Source organism: Streptomyces sp. NPDC053665 (genome assembly GCF_055585285.1).
Genome location: NZ_JBVJKK010000002.1, coordinates 382,249 through 400,433 on the forward strand (window position 1 = coordinate 382,249; position 18,185 = coordinate 400,433).

The 18,185-nt window shown below is 71.6% G+C and carries 19 protein-coding genes; 10 read left to right on the plus strand and 9 right to left on the minus strand.

Translation table 11 applies throughout. From position 1 onward, the window contains the following. Positions 1-236: 236 nt before the first annotated feature. Positions 237-686, plus strand: a complete 450-nt coding sequence (locus ACZ6ZN_RS09255) for a VOC family protein (RefSeq protein ID WP_398111262.1) — start codon at positions 237-239, stop codon at positions 684-686. Between the two features lie 115 nt (positions 687-801). Then, a complete protein-coding gene (locus ACZ6ZN_RS09260; protein ID WP_398111263.1) occupies positions 802-1,428 on the plus strand; it encodes a VOC family protein in 627 nt (208 codons plus the stop codon). 58 nt (positions 1,429-1,486) lie between these two features. Here the strand turns inward: ACZ6ZN_RS09260 and ACZ6ZN_RS09265 are convergent, their stop codons facing one another. The 3 genes from ACZ6ZN_RS09265 to ACZ6ZN_RS09275 all read right to left on the minus strand — a co-directional run bounded on the left by ACZ6ZN_RS09265 (position 1,487) and on the right by ACZ6ZN_RS09275 (position 4,618). Continuing rightward, positions 1,487-3,241, minus strand: a complete 1,755-nt coding sequence (locus ACZ6ZN_RS09265) for an NAD+ synthase (RefSeq protein WP_469644553.1) — start codon at positions 3,239-3,241, stop codon at positions 1,487-1,489. Between the two features lie 94 nt (positions 3,242-3,335). Further along, positions 3,336-3,956 carry a DUF305 domain-containing protein gene (locus ACZ6ZN_RS09270; protein WP_469644556.1) on the minus strand — a complete coding sequence of 207 codons (621 nt, stop codon included), beginning with the start codon at positions 3,954-3,956 and terminating at the stop codon, positions 3,336-3,338. Further along, complete coding sequence (locus ACZ6ZN_RS09275) at positions 3,953-4,618, minus strand: DUF3105 domain-containing protein (protein WP_469644559.1); 666 nt, start codon at positions 4,616-4,618, stop codon at positions 3,953-3,955. Before ACZ6ZN_RS09275 ends, ACZ6ZN_RS09270 begins: the two co-directional genes overlap by 4 nt. A gap of 491 nt (positions 4,619-5,109) precedes the next feature. Here ACZ6ZN_RS09275 and glnA point away from each other — a divergent pair, with 491 nt between their 5' ends. Next, positions 5,110-6,471 carry a type I glutamate--ammonia ligase gene (glnA, locus tag ACZ6ZN_RS09280; protein ID WP_398111268.1) on the plus strand — a complete coding sequence of 454 codons (1,362 nt, stop codon included), beginning with the start codon at positions 5,110-5,112 and terminating at the stop codon, positions 6,469-6,471. A gap of 135 nt (positions 6,472-6,606) precedes the next feature. Here glnA and ACZ6ZN_RS09285 read toward each other — a convergent pair whose 3' ends face one another. Further along, positions 6,607-7,113 carry an ArsI/CadI family heavy metal resistance metalloenzyme gene (locus ACZ6ZN_RS09285; protein WP_469644561.1) on the minus strand — a complete coding sequence of 169 codons (507 nt, stop codon included), beginning with the start codon at positions 7,111-7,113 and terminating at the stop codon, positions 6,607-6,609. Positions 7,114-7,201: 88 nt separating this feature from the next. Between ACZ6ZN_RS09285 and ACZ6ZN_RS09290 the strand changes: the two genes are divergently transcribed. The 4 genes from ACZ6ZN_RS09290 to ACZ6ZN_RS09305 are packed head-to-tail and all read left to right on the plus strand — an operon-like array spanning position 7,202 to position 9,271. Beyond that, the gene (locus ACZ6ZN_RS09290; protein WP_451876455.1) at positions 7,202-7,582 is read left to right on the plus strand and encodes an ArsR/SmtB family transcription factor; all 381 of its coding nucleotides are present in this window, start codon (positions 7,202-7,204) and stop codon (positions 7,580-7,582) included. Further along, a complete protein-coding gene (locus ACZ6ZN_RS09295) occupies positions 7,579-8,349 on the plus strand; it encodes an aquaporin (protein WP_469644564.1) in 771 nt (256 codons plus the stop codon). The genes ACZ6ZN_RS09290 and ACZ6ZN_RS09295 overlap by 4 nt, the downstream gene beginning before the upstream one ends. Then, a complete protein-coding gene (locus ACZ6ZN_RS09300; protein ID WP_469644566.1) occupies positions 8,349-8,765 on the plus strand; it encodes an arsenate reductase ArsC in 417 nt (138 codons plus the stop codon). The genes ACZ6ZN_RS09295 and ACZ6ZN_RS09300 overlap by 1 nt, the downstream gene beginning before the upstream one ends. A gap of 32 nt (positions 8,766-8,797) precedes the next feature. Then, entirely contained in the window at positions 8,798-9,271 is a 474-nt protein-coding gene (locus tag ACZ6ZN_RS09305; RefSeq protein ID WP_398111480.1) for a GNAT family N-acetyltransferase, read from the plus strand. 186 nt (positions 9,272-9,457) lie between these two features. Here ACZ6ZN_RS09305 and ACZ6ZN_RS09310 read toward each other — a convergent pair whose 3' ends face one another. The 5 genes from ACZ6ZN_RS09310 to ACZ6ZN_RS09330 all read right to left on the minus strand — a co-directional run bounded on the left by ACZ6ZN_RS09310 (position 9,458) and on the right by ACZ6ZN_RS09330 (position 15,110). Beyond that, a complete protein-coding gene (locus ACZ6ZN_RS09310; protein WP_469644569.1) occupies positions 9,458-10,003 on the minus strand; it encodes a hypothetical protein in 546 nt (181 codons plus the stop codon). A 170-nt stretch (positions 10,004-10,173) separates the two neighbouring features. After that, positions 10,174-11,391, minus strand: coding sequence for an MFS transporter (locus tag ACZ6ZN_RS09315; protein ID WP_451876459.1), 1,218 nt, complete (start codon positions 11,389-11,391; stop codon positions 10,174-10,176). A gap of 132 nt (positions 11,392-11,523) precedes the next feature. Further along, positions 11,524-12,576 carry an endonuclease/exonuclease/phosphatase family protein gene (locus ACZ6ZN_RS09320; protein WP_398111278.1) on the minus strand — a complete coding sequence of 351 codons (1,053 nt, stop codon included), beginning with the start codon at positions 12,574-12,576 and terminating at the stop codon, positions 11,524-11,526. Between the two features lie 177 nt (positions 12,577-12,753). After that, entirely contained in the window at positions 12,754-13,404 is a 651-nt protein-coding gene (locus ACZ6ZN_RS09325) for a TetR/AcrR family transcriptional regulator (protein WP_398111279.1), read from the minus strand. A gap of 104 nt (positions 13,405-13,508) precedes the next feature. Continuing rightward, a complete protein-coding gene (locus ACZ6ZN_RS09330) occupies positions 13,509-15,110 on the minus strand; it encodes an MFS transporter (RefSeq protein WP_469644574.1) in 1,602 nt (533 codons plus the stop codon). Between the two features lie 200 nt (positions 15,111-15,310). Between ACZ6ZN_RS09330 and panB the strand changes: the two genes are divergently transcribed. The 3 genes from panB (at position 15,311) to ACZ6ZN_RS09345 (ending at position 18,179) form a co-directional block, all read left to right on the plus strand. After that, the gene (gene panB / locus ACZ6ZN_RS09335; RefSeq protein ID WP_469644577.1) at positions 15,311-16,180 is read left to right on the plus strand and encodes a 3-methyl-2-oxobutanoate hydroxymethyltransferase; all 870 of its coding nucleotides are present in this window, start codon (positions 15,311-15,313) and stop codon (positions 16,178-16,180) included. Between the two features lie 167 nt (positions 16,181-16,347). Further along, positions 16,348-17,367, plus strand: coding sequence for an ATP-binding cassette domain-containing protein (locus ACZ6ZN_RS09340; protein WP_451876461.1), 1,020 nt, complete (start codon positions 16,348-16,350; stop codon positions 17,365-17,367). Continuing rightward, positions 17,364-18,179, plus strand: a complete 816-nt coding sequence (locus tag ACZ6ZN_RS09345) for an ABC transporter permease (RefSeq protein ID WP_398111283.1) — start codon at positions 17,364-17,366, stop codon at positions 18,177-18,179. Before ACZ6ZN_RS09340 ends, ACZ6ZN_RS09345 begins: the two co-directional genes overlap by 4 nt. Positions 18,180-18,185 lie beyond the last annotated feature (6 nt).

Below are 18,185 nucleotides of genomic sequence, written 5' to 3' on the forward strand. Positions count from 1 at the left end.
TGAGCCTAACCGCACGAGCCCGCTCGGGCGCCGCCGAGTTCGGCAGGCGGACGGGCTCCCTCCCGTGGGTCGTCCGGCAGGCCCCGGCGAGCGGCCCGCGGGGCACCGGCGGGCTCGCGGGCGGGACGGGCCGGTGCGATTCGGTGGCGCCGCGCCCGGATTTCCGGTTCGGTGAGGGGAGCCGCTCCGCCGGACGGGGCGGTGGCTCGCCGGACGCCGGACGAAGGAGTCTCGCCGTGGACCTCACCCTCGAAGTCATCCCGCTGCCCGTGACCGACGTCGACCGCGCCCGGGACTTCTACCGGGACAAGGTCGGCTTCCACGTGGACATCGACCAGGAGGTCATGCCCGGGATGCGCATCGTGCAGCTGACCCCGCCCGGTTCGGGCTGCTCGATCGCCCTGGGCGAGTCCATCTGGCAGATGACCCCGGGTCCCACTCCGGCCCCGGGCAGCTACCAGGGCCTTCAGCTGTGCGTGGCCGACATCAAGGCGGCGCACGCGGAGCTGGTCGCGCGCGGCCTGGAGGTGTCCGAGCCGGTGCAGTACGCCCCGGACGACGGCGCCACGTTCATGCACTTCCAGGACCCGGACGGCAACGGGTGGGCGGTGCAGGAGTACCGGCGCAGGGCCACGGAGCCGCTGCACGAGCTGCTGGCGAAGGTGAAGCGGCAGCAGACGGGCTGAGGCCCCGCCCGGCGCACCCGCACCCGCACCCGCCCGGCGACCCCGCCCACCGGTCGGGTGCATCCGGTCAGGAATCGAGAAGCCCGTGCGCGACGCCGTGACTAGCGTCGTCCTCATGACCTCTCTCGCACACATCACCCTCGAAGTGACCGACGTCGACGCCGCCGAGCGCTTCTACCGCACCGCCTTCGGCCTGGACGGACGCCTGCGGCTGGCGGCCTCCGAGGCGCCGTCCACCGGCTTCCGCGGTTTCACGCTGTCGCTGGTGGTGGCGCAGCCGGCCGACGTCGACGCCCTCGCCGAGGCCGCCGTCGCCGCCGGTGCCCGCACGCTGAAGCCCCCGGCGAAGTCGCTGTGGGGCTACGGCGGCGTCGTGCAGGCCCCGGACGGAACCGTCTGGCAGCTCGCCTCGTCGGCGAAGAAGAACACGGGCCCGGCGTCGAGGAGCGTGGAGGAGTTCGTGCTCCTGCTGGGCGTGGAGGACGTGAAGGCGGCCAAGCAGTTCTACACGGGCCGCGGGCTCGCCGTCGCGAAGAGCTTCGGCTCCAAGTACGTCGAGTTCGCCACCGGGACGGGTCCGGTCAAGCTCGCCCTGTACAAGCGGCGCGGTCTGGCCAAGGTCGCCGGTGTCTCCCCCGAGGGGAGCGGCTCGCACCGGATCCTGATCGGCAGCGACGCCGGACCGTTCACCGATCCCGACGGGTTCGCCTGGACGGCCGCCGCGGAGGCCGCCTCGCGGTGAGGCGCGGGGGCACCGGCCCCCGCGCCTCAGCGGGGCACCGGCCCCCGCGCCGCCACCGTCACAGCGACTCGCGCCACCCGTTGGTGATGGGCAGCCGCCGGTCCTTGCCGAAGCCCTTCGGGGAGATCTTCGTGCCCGGCGGGTACTGCCGGCGCTTGTACTCGGCCGTGTCGACCATGCGCAGCGTCTTCGCGACGAGCTGGGCGTCGAAGCCGGCCTCGACGATCTCGTCGGCGCCCCGGTCGCGGTCGACGTACAGCTCCAGGATCGCGTCCAGCACCGGGTAGTCCGGCAGGGAGTCGGTGTCGACCTGGCCCGGGCGCAGCTCGGCGCTCGGCGGCTTGCTGATCGAGTTCTCCGGGATCGGCGGGGTCTGGCCGCGCTCCCGTGCGGCGCGGTTGCGCCACTCGGCCAGCCGGAACACCGACGTCTTGTAGACGTCCTTAATCGGGCCGTACGCGCCGACGGAGTCGCCGTAGAGCGTGGAGTAGCCGACCGCCAGCTCCGACTTGTTGCCGGGGGCCAGGACGATGTGGCCCTCCTGGTTGGACAGGGCCATGAGCAGCGTGCCGCGCAGCCGGGACTGGAGGTTCTCCTCCGCCAGGCCGGTGAGGTTCACGGAGCCCATGTACGCGTCGAACATCGGCTCGATGGCGACCGTGCGGTAGTTCAGGCCCGTGCGGCGGGCGAGCTCGGCCGCGTCGTCCTTGGAGTGGTCCGAGGAGTACTTCGACGGCATGGACACGCCGTACACGTTCTGCGCGCCCAGCGCGTCGCAGGCGATCGCCGCGACCAGCGCGGAGTCGATGCCGCCGGACAGGCCGATGAGGACCGACTCGAAGCCGTTCTTCGCCACGTACGCGCGCAGGCCCACGACGAGGGCCGAGTAGACCTCCTCGTCGTCGTCGAGGCGGTCCGCGTAGCCGCCGGCGTGCTCCGGCTCGTACCGGGGCAGCGGGTCCTCGGACAGGACGACCCGGTCGATGCGCAGACCGTCGTTCACCACGCCCGTCGGGGCGTCGGGGGACGCGGCCGGCAGGTCCAGGTCGACGACCACGCAGCACTCGGAGAACTGCGGCGCCCGCGCGACGACGGCGCCGTCCTTGTCGACGACGATCGAGTCGCCGTCGAAGACCAGGTCGTCCTGGCCGCCCATCATGGCGAGGTAGGCGGTCGTGCAGCCGGCCTCCTGGGCGCGCTTGCGGACCAGCTCCAGACGGGTGTCGTCCTTGTTGCGCTCGTAGGGGGAGGCGTTGACGGACAGCAGCAGCCCCGCCTGCGCGGCGCGGGCGGCGGGGACGCGTCCGCCGTCCTGCCAGAGGTCCTCGCAGATGGCCAGGGCCACGTCCACGCCGTGGACGCGCAGGACGGGCATGCTGTCGCCGGGCACGAAGTAGCGGAACTCGTCGAAGACGCCGTAGTTCGGCAGGTGGTGCTTGGCGTAGTGGAGGACCACCTCGCCGCCGTACAGCACCGCTCCGGCGTTCTGGGGCGCGCCGGCCGGCTGGCCGTACTTCGGCTGGGCGCTCTCGCTGCGGTCGAGATAGCCGACGACCACCGGAAGCTCCCCGAAGCCCTCGTCGGCCAGCCGGGCGGCGAGGGCGCGCAGGGCCGACCGGGAGGCCTCCACGAAGGACGACCTCAGGGCGAGGTCCTCGACGGGATACCCGGTCAGCACCATCTCCGGGAACGCCACGAGGTGCGCTCCCTGCTCGGCGGAGTGCCGGGTCCAGCGGACGATCGACTCGGTGTTGCCGGCGAGGTCGCCGACGCGGGCGTCGATCTGGTTCAGGGCGAGACGTAGTTGAGGCACGGGCCCAGTGTAATCGTCAGAGCGACGCAATAGGGTGGCGGGGCACCAGGGTGGGGCACTCCTCACCGCACTCCTCACCCCCGGCGCCGTCGCGCTACGGACGGGGTGCTGCTCCGCGCTCCTCGAGCAGGTCCGCCATGAGCCCGATCTCGGACTGCTGGGCGTCCACCATGCCCTGGGCGAGCCGCTTCTCCACGCCGACCGTGCAGGCGCGCACGCACGCCTCGGCCATGTGGATGCCACCGCGGTGATGGGCCGTCATCAGGCGCAGGTAGGAGACCTCGGCCTGCTCGCCGTCGAGTTTCCCGAGCCGTTCCATCTCGGCGTTCGTCGCCATGCCGGGCATCAGCGCGCCGTCCTCGCCCGAGGCCATGCCGCCCATGTCCATCCAGGTCATGGGGGGTTCGGAGGTGACCTTGGGCAGGCCCCACAGGTCGAGCCAGCCGAGCATCATGCCGCGCTGGTTGGCCTGCGTCTGCGCGATGTCGTAGGCCAGGCGCCGCACCTCCTCGTCCTCGGTGCGGTCGCGCACGATGTACGACATCTCCACGGCCTGCTGGTGGTGCACCGCCATGTCCCGGGCGAACCCGGCGTCCGCGGACTCCACCGACGGGACGGTGGTGCCGCCGTCGTCACCGGCGACGGCGTAGGTGATCGCCCCGGCCGCGACGAGCGCCGTCGCCGCGGCCGCGGCGACCAGCGGCACGTGCCTCACTGCGACAGCCCGTTGGTGCAGGCGGCACCCGGCTCGGGGGTCTGCTCGCCCTGGACGAACTTCTCGAAGAACGTGTCGACGTCCGGGTCGTCGGCGCCGGTCACCGTGCGCTGGTGCCCCCAGGCCGAGAGCATGATCGGGTCCTTCTGGTCGTCCATCGGGCTCATCAGCGTGTACGGGGTCTTCTTCACCTTCGCCGCGAGCGCGTCGACGTCGGCCTTCTTCGCGTCGGCGTTGTACGTCACCCACACCGCGCCGTGCTCCAGGGAGTGCACGGCGTTGGTGTTGTTCAGTTCCTTGGTGTAGACGTCGCCGTTGCAGTTCATCCAGACCTGGTTGTGGTCACCGCCGACGGGCGGCTCGGAGGCGTACTCGACGGCCTTGGTGACGTGGTTGCGCGACAGCTTGCCCTGCCACGTCCTCACCCCGTCCTTACCGCTGACGAACCTGCCCTTGCCGGAGGAGTCGCTCGTCGCGGTGCTGCTGCCGCCGTCGTCCTGGGAGCGCACGAGCACCACGCCGCCGGCGACGAGTCCGCCGACGACCACCACACCGGCCACGGCGGCGAGGATCCGGTTGCGGCGCTCGCGTGCCCGCTCCGCACGCCGCATCTCCTCTATGCGCGCCTGGCGTCCGGTGCTGCTCTTCTTGGCGGAGCCCATGGAGTGTCCTTCGGGAAAAGTGACGGTCGGGTGGGCTGATCGTAAGGGTGCGGGAGGGGCGTGCCGTAGGGCGGTGGCGGGAATGGGCCGAATCGATACGGCACCGACAGCGGACCGACAGCCCGGCAGCCGGTGGGAACGGGTTCGGGCCGGCCGGCGGCGACGTTGGGCGGGACGGCGTGGCCGAGCACGTCGGCGCCGGCGGCGACGGCGGCGACGGACGGGTACTCGGGGTGATCACGTACCGCTCGGGATGACGCCCCGCCCGGCACCGGAAGCGGACCAGCCGTTACGGACGCCGGTGCGAGCAGGCACTATGGGCATCGGAGCAGTCCACCCGGCGTACGCGGGTCGTCCGGTCACCGCCGGTCGGGCGATCATGGTCCGCAACGCGTACGAAATGGTCGTGTGGTGGGATGCTCAGGTGCCCGACCGCCTCCCGTGGTACGGAAGAGAAGGCGGCCTGACCAGCAAGGATGGGGAAGCGGAAGATGGACAAGCAGCAGGAGTTCGTGCTCCGGACTCTGGAGGAGCGCGACATCCGGTTCGTACGCCTGTGGTTCACGGACGTGCTGGGCTTCCTCAAGTCCGTCGCCGTGGCACCGGCCGAGCTGGAGCAGGCCTTCGACGAGGGCATCGGCTTCGACGGCTCCGCGATCGAGGGCTTCGCCCGGGTCTACGAGTCCGACATGATCGCCAAGCCGGACCCGTCGACGTTCCAGATCCTGCCCTGGCGTGCGGAGGCCCCCGGCACGGCCCGGATGTTCTGCGACATCCTGATGCCGGACGGCTCGCCCTCCTTCGCCGATCCCCGCTACGTGCTCAAGCGCGCCCTGGCCCGCGCCTCCGACCTGGGGTTCACCTTCTACACCCACCCGGAGATCGAGTTCTTCCTGCTGAAGGACCGCCCGCTGGACGGCTCGCGCCCCACCCCGGCCGACAACTCCGGCTACTTCGACCACACCCCGACCAACGTCGGCATGGACTTCCGCCGCCAGGCGATCACCATGCTGGAGTCGATGGGCATCTCCGTGGAGTTCTCCCACCACGAGGGCGCGCCCGGCCAGCAGGAGATCGACCTGCGGTACGCCGACGCGCTCTCCACGGCCGACAACGTCATGACGTTCCGTCTGGTCATGAAGCAGGTGGCGCTGGAGCAGGGCGTGCAGGCCACGTTCATGCCGAAGCCGTTCTCGGAGCACCCCGGCTCCGGCATGCACACCCACCTCTCCCTCTTCGAGGGCGACCGCAACGCCTTCTACGAGTCGGGCTCGGAGTACCAGCTGTCCAAGGTGGGCCGCTCCTTCATCGCGGGCCTGCTGCGGCACGCGGCGGAGATCTCCGCGGTCACCAACCAGTGGGTCAACTCCTACAAGCGCATCTGGGGCGGCGCGGAGCGCACGGCGGGCGCGGGCGGCGAGGCGCCGTCCTACATCTGCTGGGGCCACAACAACCGCTCGGCCCTGGTCCGGGTCCCGATGTACAAGCCCGGCAAGACGGGTTCGGCCCGCGTCGAGGTCCGCTCCCTCGACTCCGGCGCGAACCCGTACCTGGCCTACGCGGTCCTGCTGGCCGCCGGCCTCAAGGGCATCGAGGAGGGCTACGAGCTCCCGCCGGGCGCCGAGGACGACGTGTGGGCGCTGTCCGACGCAGAGCGCCGCGCGATGGGCATCGAGCCGCTCCCCCAGAACCTGGGCGAGGCCCTGACCCTGATGGAGCGCAGCGACCTCGTCGCCGAGACCCTGGGCGAGCACGTCTTCGACTTCTTCCTGCGCAACAAGAGGAGCGAGTGGGAGGAGTACCGCAGCGAGGTCACGGCGTTCGAGCTGCGGAAGAGCCTGCCGGTGCTGTAGGGGGCAGGCTTCCTGCCCATGCGGCGGATGGGGCCGACGGACTGAGGACCGTCGGCCCCATCGCTTGTTTCTTCACCGGGCCGTCCGTGGGCCGTCCGGACGCATCCCGGCGCTGAGAGCCGGCCCGGGCGTCGGTCAGCTGCCGCAAGCGCATCCGGCGGCGGCCTTGGCCTCGGCCGGGGTCCGGGCCGGGTCGACAGCCGCCTCGCCGGGGGTGCAGCAGGCAGTGGTACCGCAGCACGCGTCAGGGGCGGTGCTGGCCTTCTCCAGGGTGTCGGCGTCGGCCTTGACGACGTAGACCTCCCACGGCTCCTTGCCCGGTCCGGTCACCCACACCTTGTCCTGGAGCGCGTAGCAGCAGGAGGTGTCGTTCTCCTGGAACGTGGCCAGACCTGCTTCCTTCAGCCGGGTCGTGGCGGCGTTCACGTCCTCGGTCCCGGCCACCTCGACACCGAGGTGGTCCAGGCGGGTGTCCTCGCCGGTCCCGCCCTCGATGAGGACGAGCTTGAGCGGGGGCTCGGTGAGGGCGAAGTTGGCGTAGCCCTCGCGGCGCTTGGCGGGCTCGGCGTCGAACAGCTTGGAGTAGAAGGCGATCGAGCCTTCGAGGTCGGCGACGCGCAGGGCGAGCTGAACGCGGGACATGGCGGTCTCCCATCCGGAAGCGACTGTTTCGACATCTGTCGATACAGGCGACCTTGCCACCGGATTAGATGCCTGTCAACATAGAGAAATGTCGAAACACGCTGATCTGCCGGTGCTCGGACAGGACGAGGCGGCGTGCTGCGCGCCGATGGTCCGCGAGCCCCTGGGCGAGGAAGCCGCGGCCGAGTTGTCGCGGATGTTCAAGGCCCTGTCGGACCCCATCCGGCTGCGGTTGCTGTCGCTGATCGCCTCACACGAGGGCGGCGAGGCGTGCGTGTGCGACCTCACGGGCCCGTTCGACGTCTCCCAGCCCACCATCTCCCACCACCTGAAGGTGCTCAGGGAAGCCGGGCTGGTGGCCTCGGAGCGGCGCGCGACCTGGGTGTATTACTGGGTGCTCCCCGAGGCGCTCGCGAAGCTGTCCGCTCTGCTCCAGACCCCCGCCGCGGCCGCGAAGGTGCCGGCGTGAGCGTGGCAGCGCCCCTGGCCCGGCGGGCGGCCGTGGAGGGAACAGGCACGGCCGCGCTGGTCGCGGTGGTGGTCGGCTCCGGCATCCAGGCCACCGAACTGACCCGCGACGTCGGCGTGCAGCTGCTCGCCAACTCCCTGGCCACCGTCTTCGGCCTCGGCGTACTGATCACCCTGCTCGGCCCGGTGTCGGGGGCGCACTTCAACCCGGCGGTCACCCTCGCCGCCTGGTGCACCGGCCGCCGGACGGGACAGGCTCCGGCCCTGCGCGACGTCGCGGCATATGTGCCCGCCCAGATCGCCGGAGCGATCGCGGGTGCGGTGCTCGCCGACGCCATGTTCGGCAGGCCGCTGGTGGAGTTCTCCACCCACGATCGGTCCGCCGGCCACCTGTGGCTGGGCGAGGTGGTGGCCACGGCCGGGCTGGTCTGGCTCGTCGTCGGCCTGGCCCGCGCAGGCCGCGCCCACCTGGCGCCGGTCGCGGTCGCCTCCTACATCGGCGCGGCGTACTGGTTCACCTCCTCCACCTCCTTCGCCAACCCGGCCGTCACGATCGGCCGGGCGTTCACCGACAGCTTCGCCGGTATCGCCCCCGCGTCCGTGGTGCCGTTCCTCGCCGCCCAACTGGTCGGCGCCGCCGCCGGTCTGGGCCTGGCCGCCCTCTGCTTCGGCCGCCCGGCCGGGGTGAACGAGGACGTCGCCGTCCCCCAGGGCAGGCAACAGCCCGCCGATCTGCCCCGCCCCACCGAAGAGAGCGCCCTGACCTGATGAGCACCTCCGCCGTTCCCTCCGTGCTGTTCGTGTGTGTGCACAACGCCGGCCGCTCCCAGATGGGCGCTGCCTTCCTCACCCACCTCGGAGGCGACCGCGTGCAGGTCCGCTCGGCCGGGTCCGCCCCGGCCGAGGCGGTGAACCCGGCCGTGGTGGAGGCCATGCAGGAGGTCGGCATCGACATCTCCGCCGAGACCCCCAAGGTCCTCACCGCGGAGGCGGTGCAGTCGTCCGACGTGGTGATCACCATGGGCTGCGGCGACGCCTGCCCGTACTTCCCCGGCAAGCGGTACCTGGACTGGAAGCTGGACGACCCGGCCGGCCAGGGCGTCGCGGCGGTCCGCCCGATCCGCGACGAGATCGAGCGGCGCATCCGTGGTCTGCTCGCCGACCTCGGCATCGAGGCAGCGTGAAGGCCCCGGCCACCGGCCTGCGGATCGCACCGATGCGGCCCGAGCACGCCGCACAGGTCCTGGCGATCTACCGATCGGGCATCGACGAGGGCAACGCCACCTTCGAGACCACGGCCCCGACCTGGGAGGCGTTCGACGACGCCAAACTGCCCGACCACCGCTTGGTCGCCCTGGACGAAGGCGCCCTGGTTCTCGGGTGGGCCGCCGTCGTGCCGGTCTCCGACCGGTGCGCGTACGCCGGTGTCGTCGAGCATTCCGTGTACGTCCACCCCGACGCCCGGGGCCGCGGGGTCGGCATGAGCCTGCTGACCGCGCTGCTCGCCTCCACCGACGCGGCGGGCATCTGGACGGTGCAGTCCGGCATCTTCCCGGAGAACACCGCCAGCCTCGTCATCCACGAACGGGCCGGGTTCCGCGTCATCGGCACCCGCGAGCGCATCGGCCGCCACCACGGCACATGGCGCGACGTCGTCCTCGTCGAACGCCGGAGCCCCACTGTGGACTGAGCGTCACGGAGGTGATCCCGGCCGGTGGCCGCTCCTGGCGGCCCGGAGCGCCATCAGAGGGTGCGTGGCGGGACGGCCCAGCCTCGGCGAGCAGATCCGCCACCGGGCGCGGCGCGGGCCTGGCCTTGCTTCTGGCCACGGCCGTGGCGCTCGCGCACGTCCGTGCGGGCCGGCAGCCGGTCGTCGTCAGGCGGTCTCGTCCTGCTGCTGCCAGACCCGGGGCCAGTTGCCGGAGGGCGGCGGGGGTCCCGGGATGCCCAGGTCGCGCCGTGCGAGGGCGTAGAACTGATCACGTGCTCGGCTCATCCGGCCGACTGCCCTCTCCCAGCCCGCGGGGTCGTCCTTCATGCCGCGCGCATAGAGTTCGACGTTCCACACCGCCTCGTGCCACTGCCGGGCCGCCGCCACCGTCTCGGCATCGCCGACGAGCAGCACCGTCTCCCACTCGGACGCACGCCGCGCCTCGGCCTCGGCGAGCTGCACCAGGCCTTCTCCCTCGGGGTCCAGCGGGTTCACGGCGTGCTGGAACCCTCTGGCAGCGCCCATGCGCTGGGCGATGTTGATCTGATGCTTCAGGCAGTTCGCGTAGGACGCGTAGGTGTCCAGCCTCTTCTGATCCCAGCGTTCGGCCCGTGCGCGTCGCCACCGGCTCCGCTCCGTGAGGCTGGTGGCCACATAGGAGCCGACGGCTCCCACGAGGACACCGGCCAGAGCAGGCACCTGTTCCCACACGTCGTCTCCCCCATGACTCACGCGGACAGTCGGAGACACGGTGCCGCAACGGGAGGCTCCGGTAAAGGCGGTCCCCACCGGAGGTCGGGACCTGCCCGGGCAGGCGGAGAGCACGGCAGCCCCCGGGCGGGTTCCCGGGGGCTGCCGTGCTGTCGCTCGTGCCGGAGGCGTCAGTGGTGGAGGGCCTCCGCCTCCTGCGGGACGTGGCTCGCCACGACCCGTTCGCGGCCCGGCGCCGGCGCCCGGCGGCGGTCCACCGCCGCGGCCAGTGCGGCCACCCCCAGGCCGAGGACGGCCAGGGCCGCCCCCGTCAGGGCCGGGGACGTGACGCCGAAGCCCGCGGCCAGGGCGAGGCCGCCGATCCAGGCGCCGCCCGCGTTGGCCAGGTTGAAGGCGGCCTGGTTGGCCGAGGAGGCCAGGGACGGGGCCGCGGAGGCCTTCTCCATGACCATCAGCTGCAGCGGCGACCCGGTGGCGAAGGCCGCCATGCCCAGGAGCGTCACCGCCACGGCGGCCGTCACCTCCGTGCGCATCAGCAGCGGGAACAGCGCCAGGACCGCCACCAGCGAGATCAGGCCGCCGAACAGCGTGCCGCGCAGCGAGTGGTCGGCCAGGCGGCCGCCGAGCAGGTTGCCGGCGGTGGCGCCGACGCCGAACAGCGCCAGCAGCAGGGTGACGCTGGCACCGGCGTACCCGGCGGCGTCGGTCAGCATCGGGGTGATGTAGCTGTAGGCCGCGAACAGGGCGCCGAAGCCCGCGACGGTCGTGCCGAGCGACAGCCAGACCGGCAGGGAGCGCAGGGCGGCGAGTTCGCCGCGCAGGCCCCGGGCGGTGGCGTGCTCGTGGTCGTGCGGGATGAGCGCCGCGAGCGCGGCGATCGCCACCAGTCCGATGGCGCTGACGCCGAGGAAGGTCGCGCGCCAGCCGAGGTGCTGGCCCATGAGGGTCGCGACCGGCACCCCGGCGACGTTCGCGACCGTCAGGCCGAGGAACATCAGGGACACCGAGCGGGCCTTGCGTTCGGGGGCGACCATGTTCGTGGCCACGACGGCCCCCACGCCGAAGAAGGCGCCGTGCGGCAGCCCGCTCAGGAAGCGGGCGGCCAGCAGCCAGCCGTTGCCGGGTGCGAGCGCCGACAGGGCGTTGCCGACGACGAAGAGCCCCATCAGGCCGATCAGGACCGTGCGGCGGGACATCTTCGCGGTGACGGCGGCCAGCAGCGGCGCGCCGATGACCACGCCCAGCGCGTACGCCGACACCAGGTGGCCGGCGCCGGGGATGGAGATGTTCAGGTCGTCCGCGACATCGGGCAGCAGCCCCATCATCACGAACTCGGTCGTGCCGATGCCGAAGGCACCCACGGCGAGGGCGAGCAGGGCCAGGGGCATGAAGAACCTTTCGAGACGTGCTGAGATCCGTACGCTTATGTTCAAGTACGGAACAAAGTCTCGCAGGCGCAGCATTCCAGCAGCCGGGGCCCCGAGGGAGTCTTCCCGTTGACGCGCCTCTGACCTGCGGGTTCAGGATCCCGCTGTGGTGACCTTCACACGGGCCGCGACCGGCAGATGGTCGCTTCCCGTCTGCGGCAGGGTCCAGGAACTCTGCGGTGTCAGACCGCGGACCATGATCTGGTCGATGCGCGCCATCGGGAACGAGGCGGGCCAGCTGAAGCCGAAGCCGCTGCCGGCCGCGCCCTGCGTGGAGCGCATCTGGGAGGTCACCGCATTGAGCGCGCGGTCGTTCATGGTGCCGTTCAGGTCGCCGAGCAGGACGACGTCGGGCAGCGGCTCGTGGGCGATGGCCTCACCGAGGTAGTCGGCGCTGCGGTCGCGCTGACGGGCCGTGAAGCCGGCTTCCATCTTCACGCGCACGGACGGCAGATGGGCGACGTAGACGGCGAGCCGTCCGGTCGGCGCGGTCACCGTGGCGCGCATCGCCCGCGTCCAGCCCATGTCGAGGTCGACGGCCCGCACCCCGCTCAGCGGGTACTTGCTCCACACGCCGACCGTGCCCTGCACGGAGTGGTAGCGGTACGTCGACGCCAGCGCCTTCTCGTACACCGGGACGGCGGCCGGGGTCAGTTCCTCCAGGGCGAGGACGTCCGCGCCGGAGGCGGCCACGTCCCGGGCGGTGCCCTGCGGGTCGGGGTTCTCGGCGTTGACGTTGTGCGTGACCACGGTCAGGTCGCCGCCGGTGGCCGTCTTGTCGCTGAGCTGGCCGCCGAAGAGGTTCAGCCAGATCACCGAGGGCAGCACCACGGCGATGAGCGCGGTCGCGGACCGGCGCACCACCGCGAGCAGGAGCAGCACCGGGATGCACAGCCCCAGCCAGGGCAGGAAGGTCTCGGTGAGACTGCCCAGGTTGCCGATGCTGTTGGGGATCTGCGCGTGCAGCGCCAGGACCACACCCAGCAGCACCGCGCACCCGGCGACGACGAGCCCGCGCCGCCAGACGCGGGGATCGCCCCGCCAGCCGCGGGCCAGCCGTCCGAACAGGCGCCGAAGCCGGGTTCCCCGGTGCTCGGGTCCCGAGCCGCCGTTGTCCGTCTCCGTCATGTACGCCTGCTGCGCCATACCGTCGCCTCACTGCCTGCCGTGCACACCATCGCCCCCGTGCCTCACGACCCTAGGGGATGATCCGTTCCGTTCCCGCCGTCCGTCGACGGCCGTACGGGAGCGAGGACGTTCGAGTTCCTCCGGGGAGTTCCGATCACACCCGCCGAACGTGTGGTCTGTGACGAAACGCGCACATTACGGCCGGTCGGGACCGGCCTCACCGGGAGGCGGGCCGGCCGGGCGCAGGCCCTGGAGCAGGGTGTCGACGACCCGTTCGGCGAGGTCCTCGGGAAGGTCGGCGTCCGGGCTCAGGACGGAACGGACCAGGACCGGGCCGACGAACAGGTCGTTGAGCAGCTCCAGGTCGACGTCGGTGCGCAGTTCGCCGTTGTCCTGCCCGCGGCGCAGCACCTCGAGGCCGAGCCGGCGGCGCGGGGCGACGACGGTGGCGTGGTACGCCGCCCAGAGCTTGGGGCTGCTCTTCATCTGGGCCTGCACGCTGTGCAGGATGGCCGAGGAGCGCTGGGCGAGGCCGCGCCGGCGCACCTGCTCCAGCAGCACCACGAGGTCGTCGCGCACGGAGGTGCCGGGCAGCTCCGGGTCGGGGAGTTCGGCGCCGCGCACGATGTCGACGAACAGCTCCTCCTTGCCGCTCCAGCGCCGGTAGATCGTGGCCTTGCCGACCCCGGCGGTGCGGGCGATGCGCTCGATGGACAGCTCCGCCAGGGGCACGCCCTCCTCCAGCAGCCTCATCACGCCCTCGATGATGGCGCGTTCGGCGGCCTCGCTCCTGGGGCGGCCCCGGGCGGGTCCGTCGTGCGGGGTCTGCCGTTCGGCGAGGCTCACGTCGCTGCGTCCTTTCCTGGCACCGGGTGCTCTCACGGCACCGGGTGCGTTGCTGACCCCGGGTGGGGACGGCTCCTTGCCGCACGCTGCATTGTCCCGCGGGGTCAGGACCCGGTGTGCGACAACTCCTGTTCCCTGCCGGGCTGCTGGGGGTCCTGCCGCCTGCCGGGCAGGAACAGCGCCACGACGACCGCGCCGAGCACGGCGATGCCCGCGCCCCACAGGGCCGTGACGTGCATGGCGTGCAGGAAGGCGTCGTAGGCCGGGGTGACCAGGGCCCTGCCCTCGGGTCCGAGCTTCTGGGCGACGCCGAGGGTGGCCTCGATGGACTCCCCCGCGGTGTGGCGCAGGCCCGGCGGCAGCTGCCCCAGGTCCCCCTCGATGCTGTTGCGGTACGCGGTGGACAGCACCGAGCCGAGGACGGCGATGCCGAGGGCGCCGCCGACCTGGCGGAAGGTGTTGCTGAGGGCGGAGGCCGAGCCGGCCTTCTCGCGGGGCAGGGCCTGCATGATGACGACGCTGACCGGCGTCATGATGTGCGCCATGCCGGCGCCCATGAGGAAGAAGATCACTTCCAGGAGCCAGATGGGGGTGTCCGCGTCCAGGAGGGCGAAGGCGGCCAGCATCGCGGCGAGGACGAGCATGCCGGCCGTGGTGGTGGCCCGGTTGCCGAAGCGGTCGACCACCAGCCGGGCGCGCGGCGCGAAGAACAGCTGGGCGGCGGCCAGCGGCAGCATCAGCAGACCGGTCTGCAGCGGCGAGTACCCGCGCACGCTCTGCGTGTAGAAGACCGCGAAGAAGGTCACGCCCATCAGGGCGAAGAACACCAGCGCGATGGCGGCGATGGCGGCCGAGAAGACCTTGTTCTTGAAGTACGTGACGTCGATCGACGGGTGGTCGCTGCGCCTCTCGAACACCACGAAGGCCACCAGCACGGCCAGACCCGCGCCGATCGTCGACAGCACGGTGGCGTCGGTGAAGTCGGCGAGCTGACCGCCCTTGATGATGCCGTAGACGAGCAGCACCAGGCCGACGACGGACAGCGCGACGCCGACGGGGTCGATGCGGCCCGGAGCCGGGTCGCGGGAGTCGGGCACGAGCCAGAGCATCAGGGCGAGGGCGAGCAGCACGATCGGCACGTTGACGAGGAAGACCGAGCCCCACCAGAAGTGGTCGAGCAGCAGTCCGCCGGTGATCGGGCCGATGGCGATGGCCAGCCCGACGCCGCCCGCCCAGATGCCGATGGCCTTCGGCTGCTCGTCGCGCTCGAAGACGTTCATGAGGACGGCGAGGGTGGCGGGCATGACGAACGCGGCGCCCACGCCCATCACGGCGCGGAAGGTGATCAGCTGGCCGGGTGAGCCGGAGAACGCGGCGAGCGCCGAACCGATGCCGAACACGGCGAGGCCGCCGAGCAGGACCTTCTTGCGGCCCAGCCGGTCGCCGAGCAGCCCGGCGGTGAACAGCAGGCCGGCGAAGACGAGGGTGTAGGAGTTGATCGCCCACTCCAGCTCGCTCTGGGTGGCGCCCAGGCCGGTGGGGGCCGGGGTGGAGATCGTCTTGATGGCGACGTTGAGGATGGAGTTGTCGAGAACGACGATCAGCAGGCTCAGCATCAGCACGCCGAGGATCGCCCAGCGGCGCCGGTGCACCGCTTCCGGTACGCGGGGGCCGGTGGGGGCGGCCTGGTCGGCAGGTGAGGTCATGTGTCCAGCGTAGGCCATTTTCGATACGAGACCGTCTCGTATCGGAATACTCTTACCGCGCTCTTACTGCGGATTCCGCTTGTGGCCGGGGGCGCACCTCACAGGGGCTCCTCTAGCCCAACCCGGCACGAAGTGCCACCATGGACGTGGTCCGGGGACGCCGTCAGGGCGCCTCGAGATGACGTGTTAGGAGCCGTGCCATGACGCAGCTTTCGGCTGCCCAGACTGCACATGCCGCCGACGGCGGGAAGACGCTGTACGGGGGCAAGGGGAATCGGCGCATCACCGTCCGCGACATCGCCGCCGCGAAGGAGCGCGGCGAGAAGTGGCCGATGCTCACCGCGTACGACGCGATGACCGCATCCGTGTTCGACGAGGCCGGGATCCCGGTGATGCTCGTCGGCGACTCGGCGGGCAACTGCCACCTCGGCTACGAGACGACCGTGCCCGTCACCCTCGACGAGATGACCATGCTGTCGGCCGCGGTCGTACGGGGCACCTCGCGCGCCCTGATCGTCGGCGACCTGCCCTTCGGCTCCTACCAGGAGGGGCCGGTGCAGGCGCTGCGCTCGGCCACCCGCCTGGTGAAGGAGGCCGGCGTGCAGGCCGTGAAGCTGGAGGGCGGCGAGCGCTCGCACGAGCAGATCCGGCTGCTCGTCGAGTCCGGCATCCCGGTGATGGCCCACATCGGCCTGACCCCGCAGTCGGTCAACGCGATGGGCTACCGGGTGCAGGGGCGCGGCGAGGAGGCCGCCCAGCAGCTGCTGCGCGACGCCAAGGCCGTGCAGGACGCCGGGGCCTTCGCGGTGGTCCTGGAGCTGGTCCCGGCCGAGCTCGCCGCCGAGGTGACGCGCGTGCTGCACATCCCGACGGTGGGCATCGGCGCGGGCCCGGAGACGGACGCCCAGGTCCTGGTGTGGACCGACATGCTGGGTCTGACCGGCGGGCGCGTGCCGAAGTTCGTGAAGAGCTACGCGAACCTGCGCGAGGTCATGGGGAACGCGGTGAAGGCGTTCGCCGAGGACGTCGTCGGCGGCACCTTCCCGCAGGAGGAGCACTCCGTCCACTAGCCACTGCCGCACCACCCCCGGACAGCCCGTCGATCTTCCCCCGTCGACGGGCTGTCCCCTTTCGCCCCGCGTTCCCCGACGGGTTCCGCCCCGGGCCGGCGGGCCTGTCGGGGCGGTGTCGGCGGCTTGTCGGTGAAGTGTCGGTGGGGCCTGGCACCGTCTGTGCCATGACGCGCATCGACGAACGAACCAGCGGCGCCGCTGTCACCGTGCGGGGGCTGGTCAAGCACTACGGGGAGACGAAGGCCCTGGACGGGGTCGACCTGGACGTGCGGGAGGGCACCGTGATGGGGGTGCTCGGACCGAACGGGGCCGGGAAGACGACCCTGGTACGCATCCTGTCCACCCTGCTCACCCCCGACGCGGGACGGGCCACCGTGGCCGGCTACGACGCCGTACGGCAGCCCCGGCAACTGCGGCGGGTGATCGGCCTGACCGGGCAGTACGCCTCCGTGGACGAGAAGCTCTCCGGCTGGGAGAACCTGTACATGATCGGGCGGCTGCTCGACCTGTCCCGCAAGGACGCGCGGGGCCGGGCCGACGAGCTGCTGGAGCGCTTCTCGCTCACCGAGGCGGCCAAGCGGCACGCGGGCACGTACTCCGGCGGCATGCGGCGGCGGCTGGACCTGGCCGCCTCGATGATCGGCCGGCCGTCCGTGCTCTTCCTGGACGAGCCCACCACCGGGCTCGACCCGCGCACCCGCAACGAGGTGTGGGACGAGGTCAAGCGCATGGTCGGCGACGGGGTGACCGTGCTGCTCACCACCCAGTACATGGAGGAGGCGGAGCAGCTCGCCTCGGAGCTGACCGTCGTGGACCGCGGCCAGGTCATCGCGGGCGGGGCCATCGAGGAGCTGAAGGCGAAGGTCGGCGGCCGTGCGCTGCGGATCCGCCCGGCCGACCCGGCGCACCTGCGGCCGCTCGCCGCCGCGCTCGACGACCTCGGCATCACGGGCCTCGCCACCACGACCGTGGACGGCGACCGCGGTGACGTCCTGGTGCCGATCCTCAGCGACGAGCAGCTGACCGCGGTGGTCGGCGCGGTCACCGCGCGTGGCATCACCCTCGCCTCCATCACCACCGAACTGCCCAGCCTGGACGAGGTGTTCCTGTCCCTCACCGGCCACCGTGCCAGTGCCCCGCAGGACGCCGTGCCCGCCGAAGACCTTCAGGAGGCCGCCGTATGAGCGCCGTCACCCTCGACGACACCGTGACCGACGCCCGTATCCCGCTGCGCGGCCATCTGCGCCACACCGGTGCCCTGATCCGGCGCAACCTGCTGTGGATCCGCAAGGACCCGGAGTCGATGGCCGACGCGCTGCTGATGCCGGTCATCTTCACCCTGCTGTTCGTGTTCGTCTTCGGCGGCTCGATCGGGCAGGCCCTGGGCGGCGGGCAGGAGCGGTACGTGCAGTACGTGATCCCCGGCATGATCGCGATGATGAGCATGACGCTGTCCCAGGGCGTCGGCACGGGCTTCAGCCAGGACTTCAACTCCGGTGTCATGGACCGTTTCCGGTCCATGCCGATCGGGCGGGGCTCGGTGCTGTTCGCGAAGATCTCCGTGGAGCTGCTGCGGATGCTGTTCGCGACCGCCGTGCTGATGGTCGTCGCCGTCGCCGTCGGGTTCGAGATCACCGACTGGCCGGGGCTGCTCGCGTCCGTGGCGCTGTCCACCGCGTTCGCCTCGTCGATCATGTGGGTGTTCCTCACCCTGGGCGTGATGCTGAAGAACGCGCAGTCCGTGCAGGCGATGGGCTTCCTGGTGCTGTTCCCGCTGCAGTTCGGCTCGTCGATCTTCGCGCCGACCACGTCGATGCCGGGCTGGCTGCAGGCGTTCACCGACTACAACCCGCTGTCCACGCTGGCGGACGCCGCACGCGGCCTGATGATCGGGGGGCCGGTGGCGCACGACCTGTGGGTGACGCTCGGCTGGTCGGCCGCCATCACGGCCGTGATGGCGCCCGTCGCCATCCACAAGTTCCGCACCAAGAGCTGACCGGGC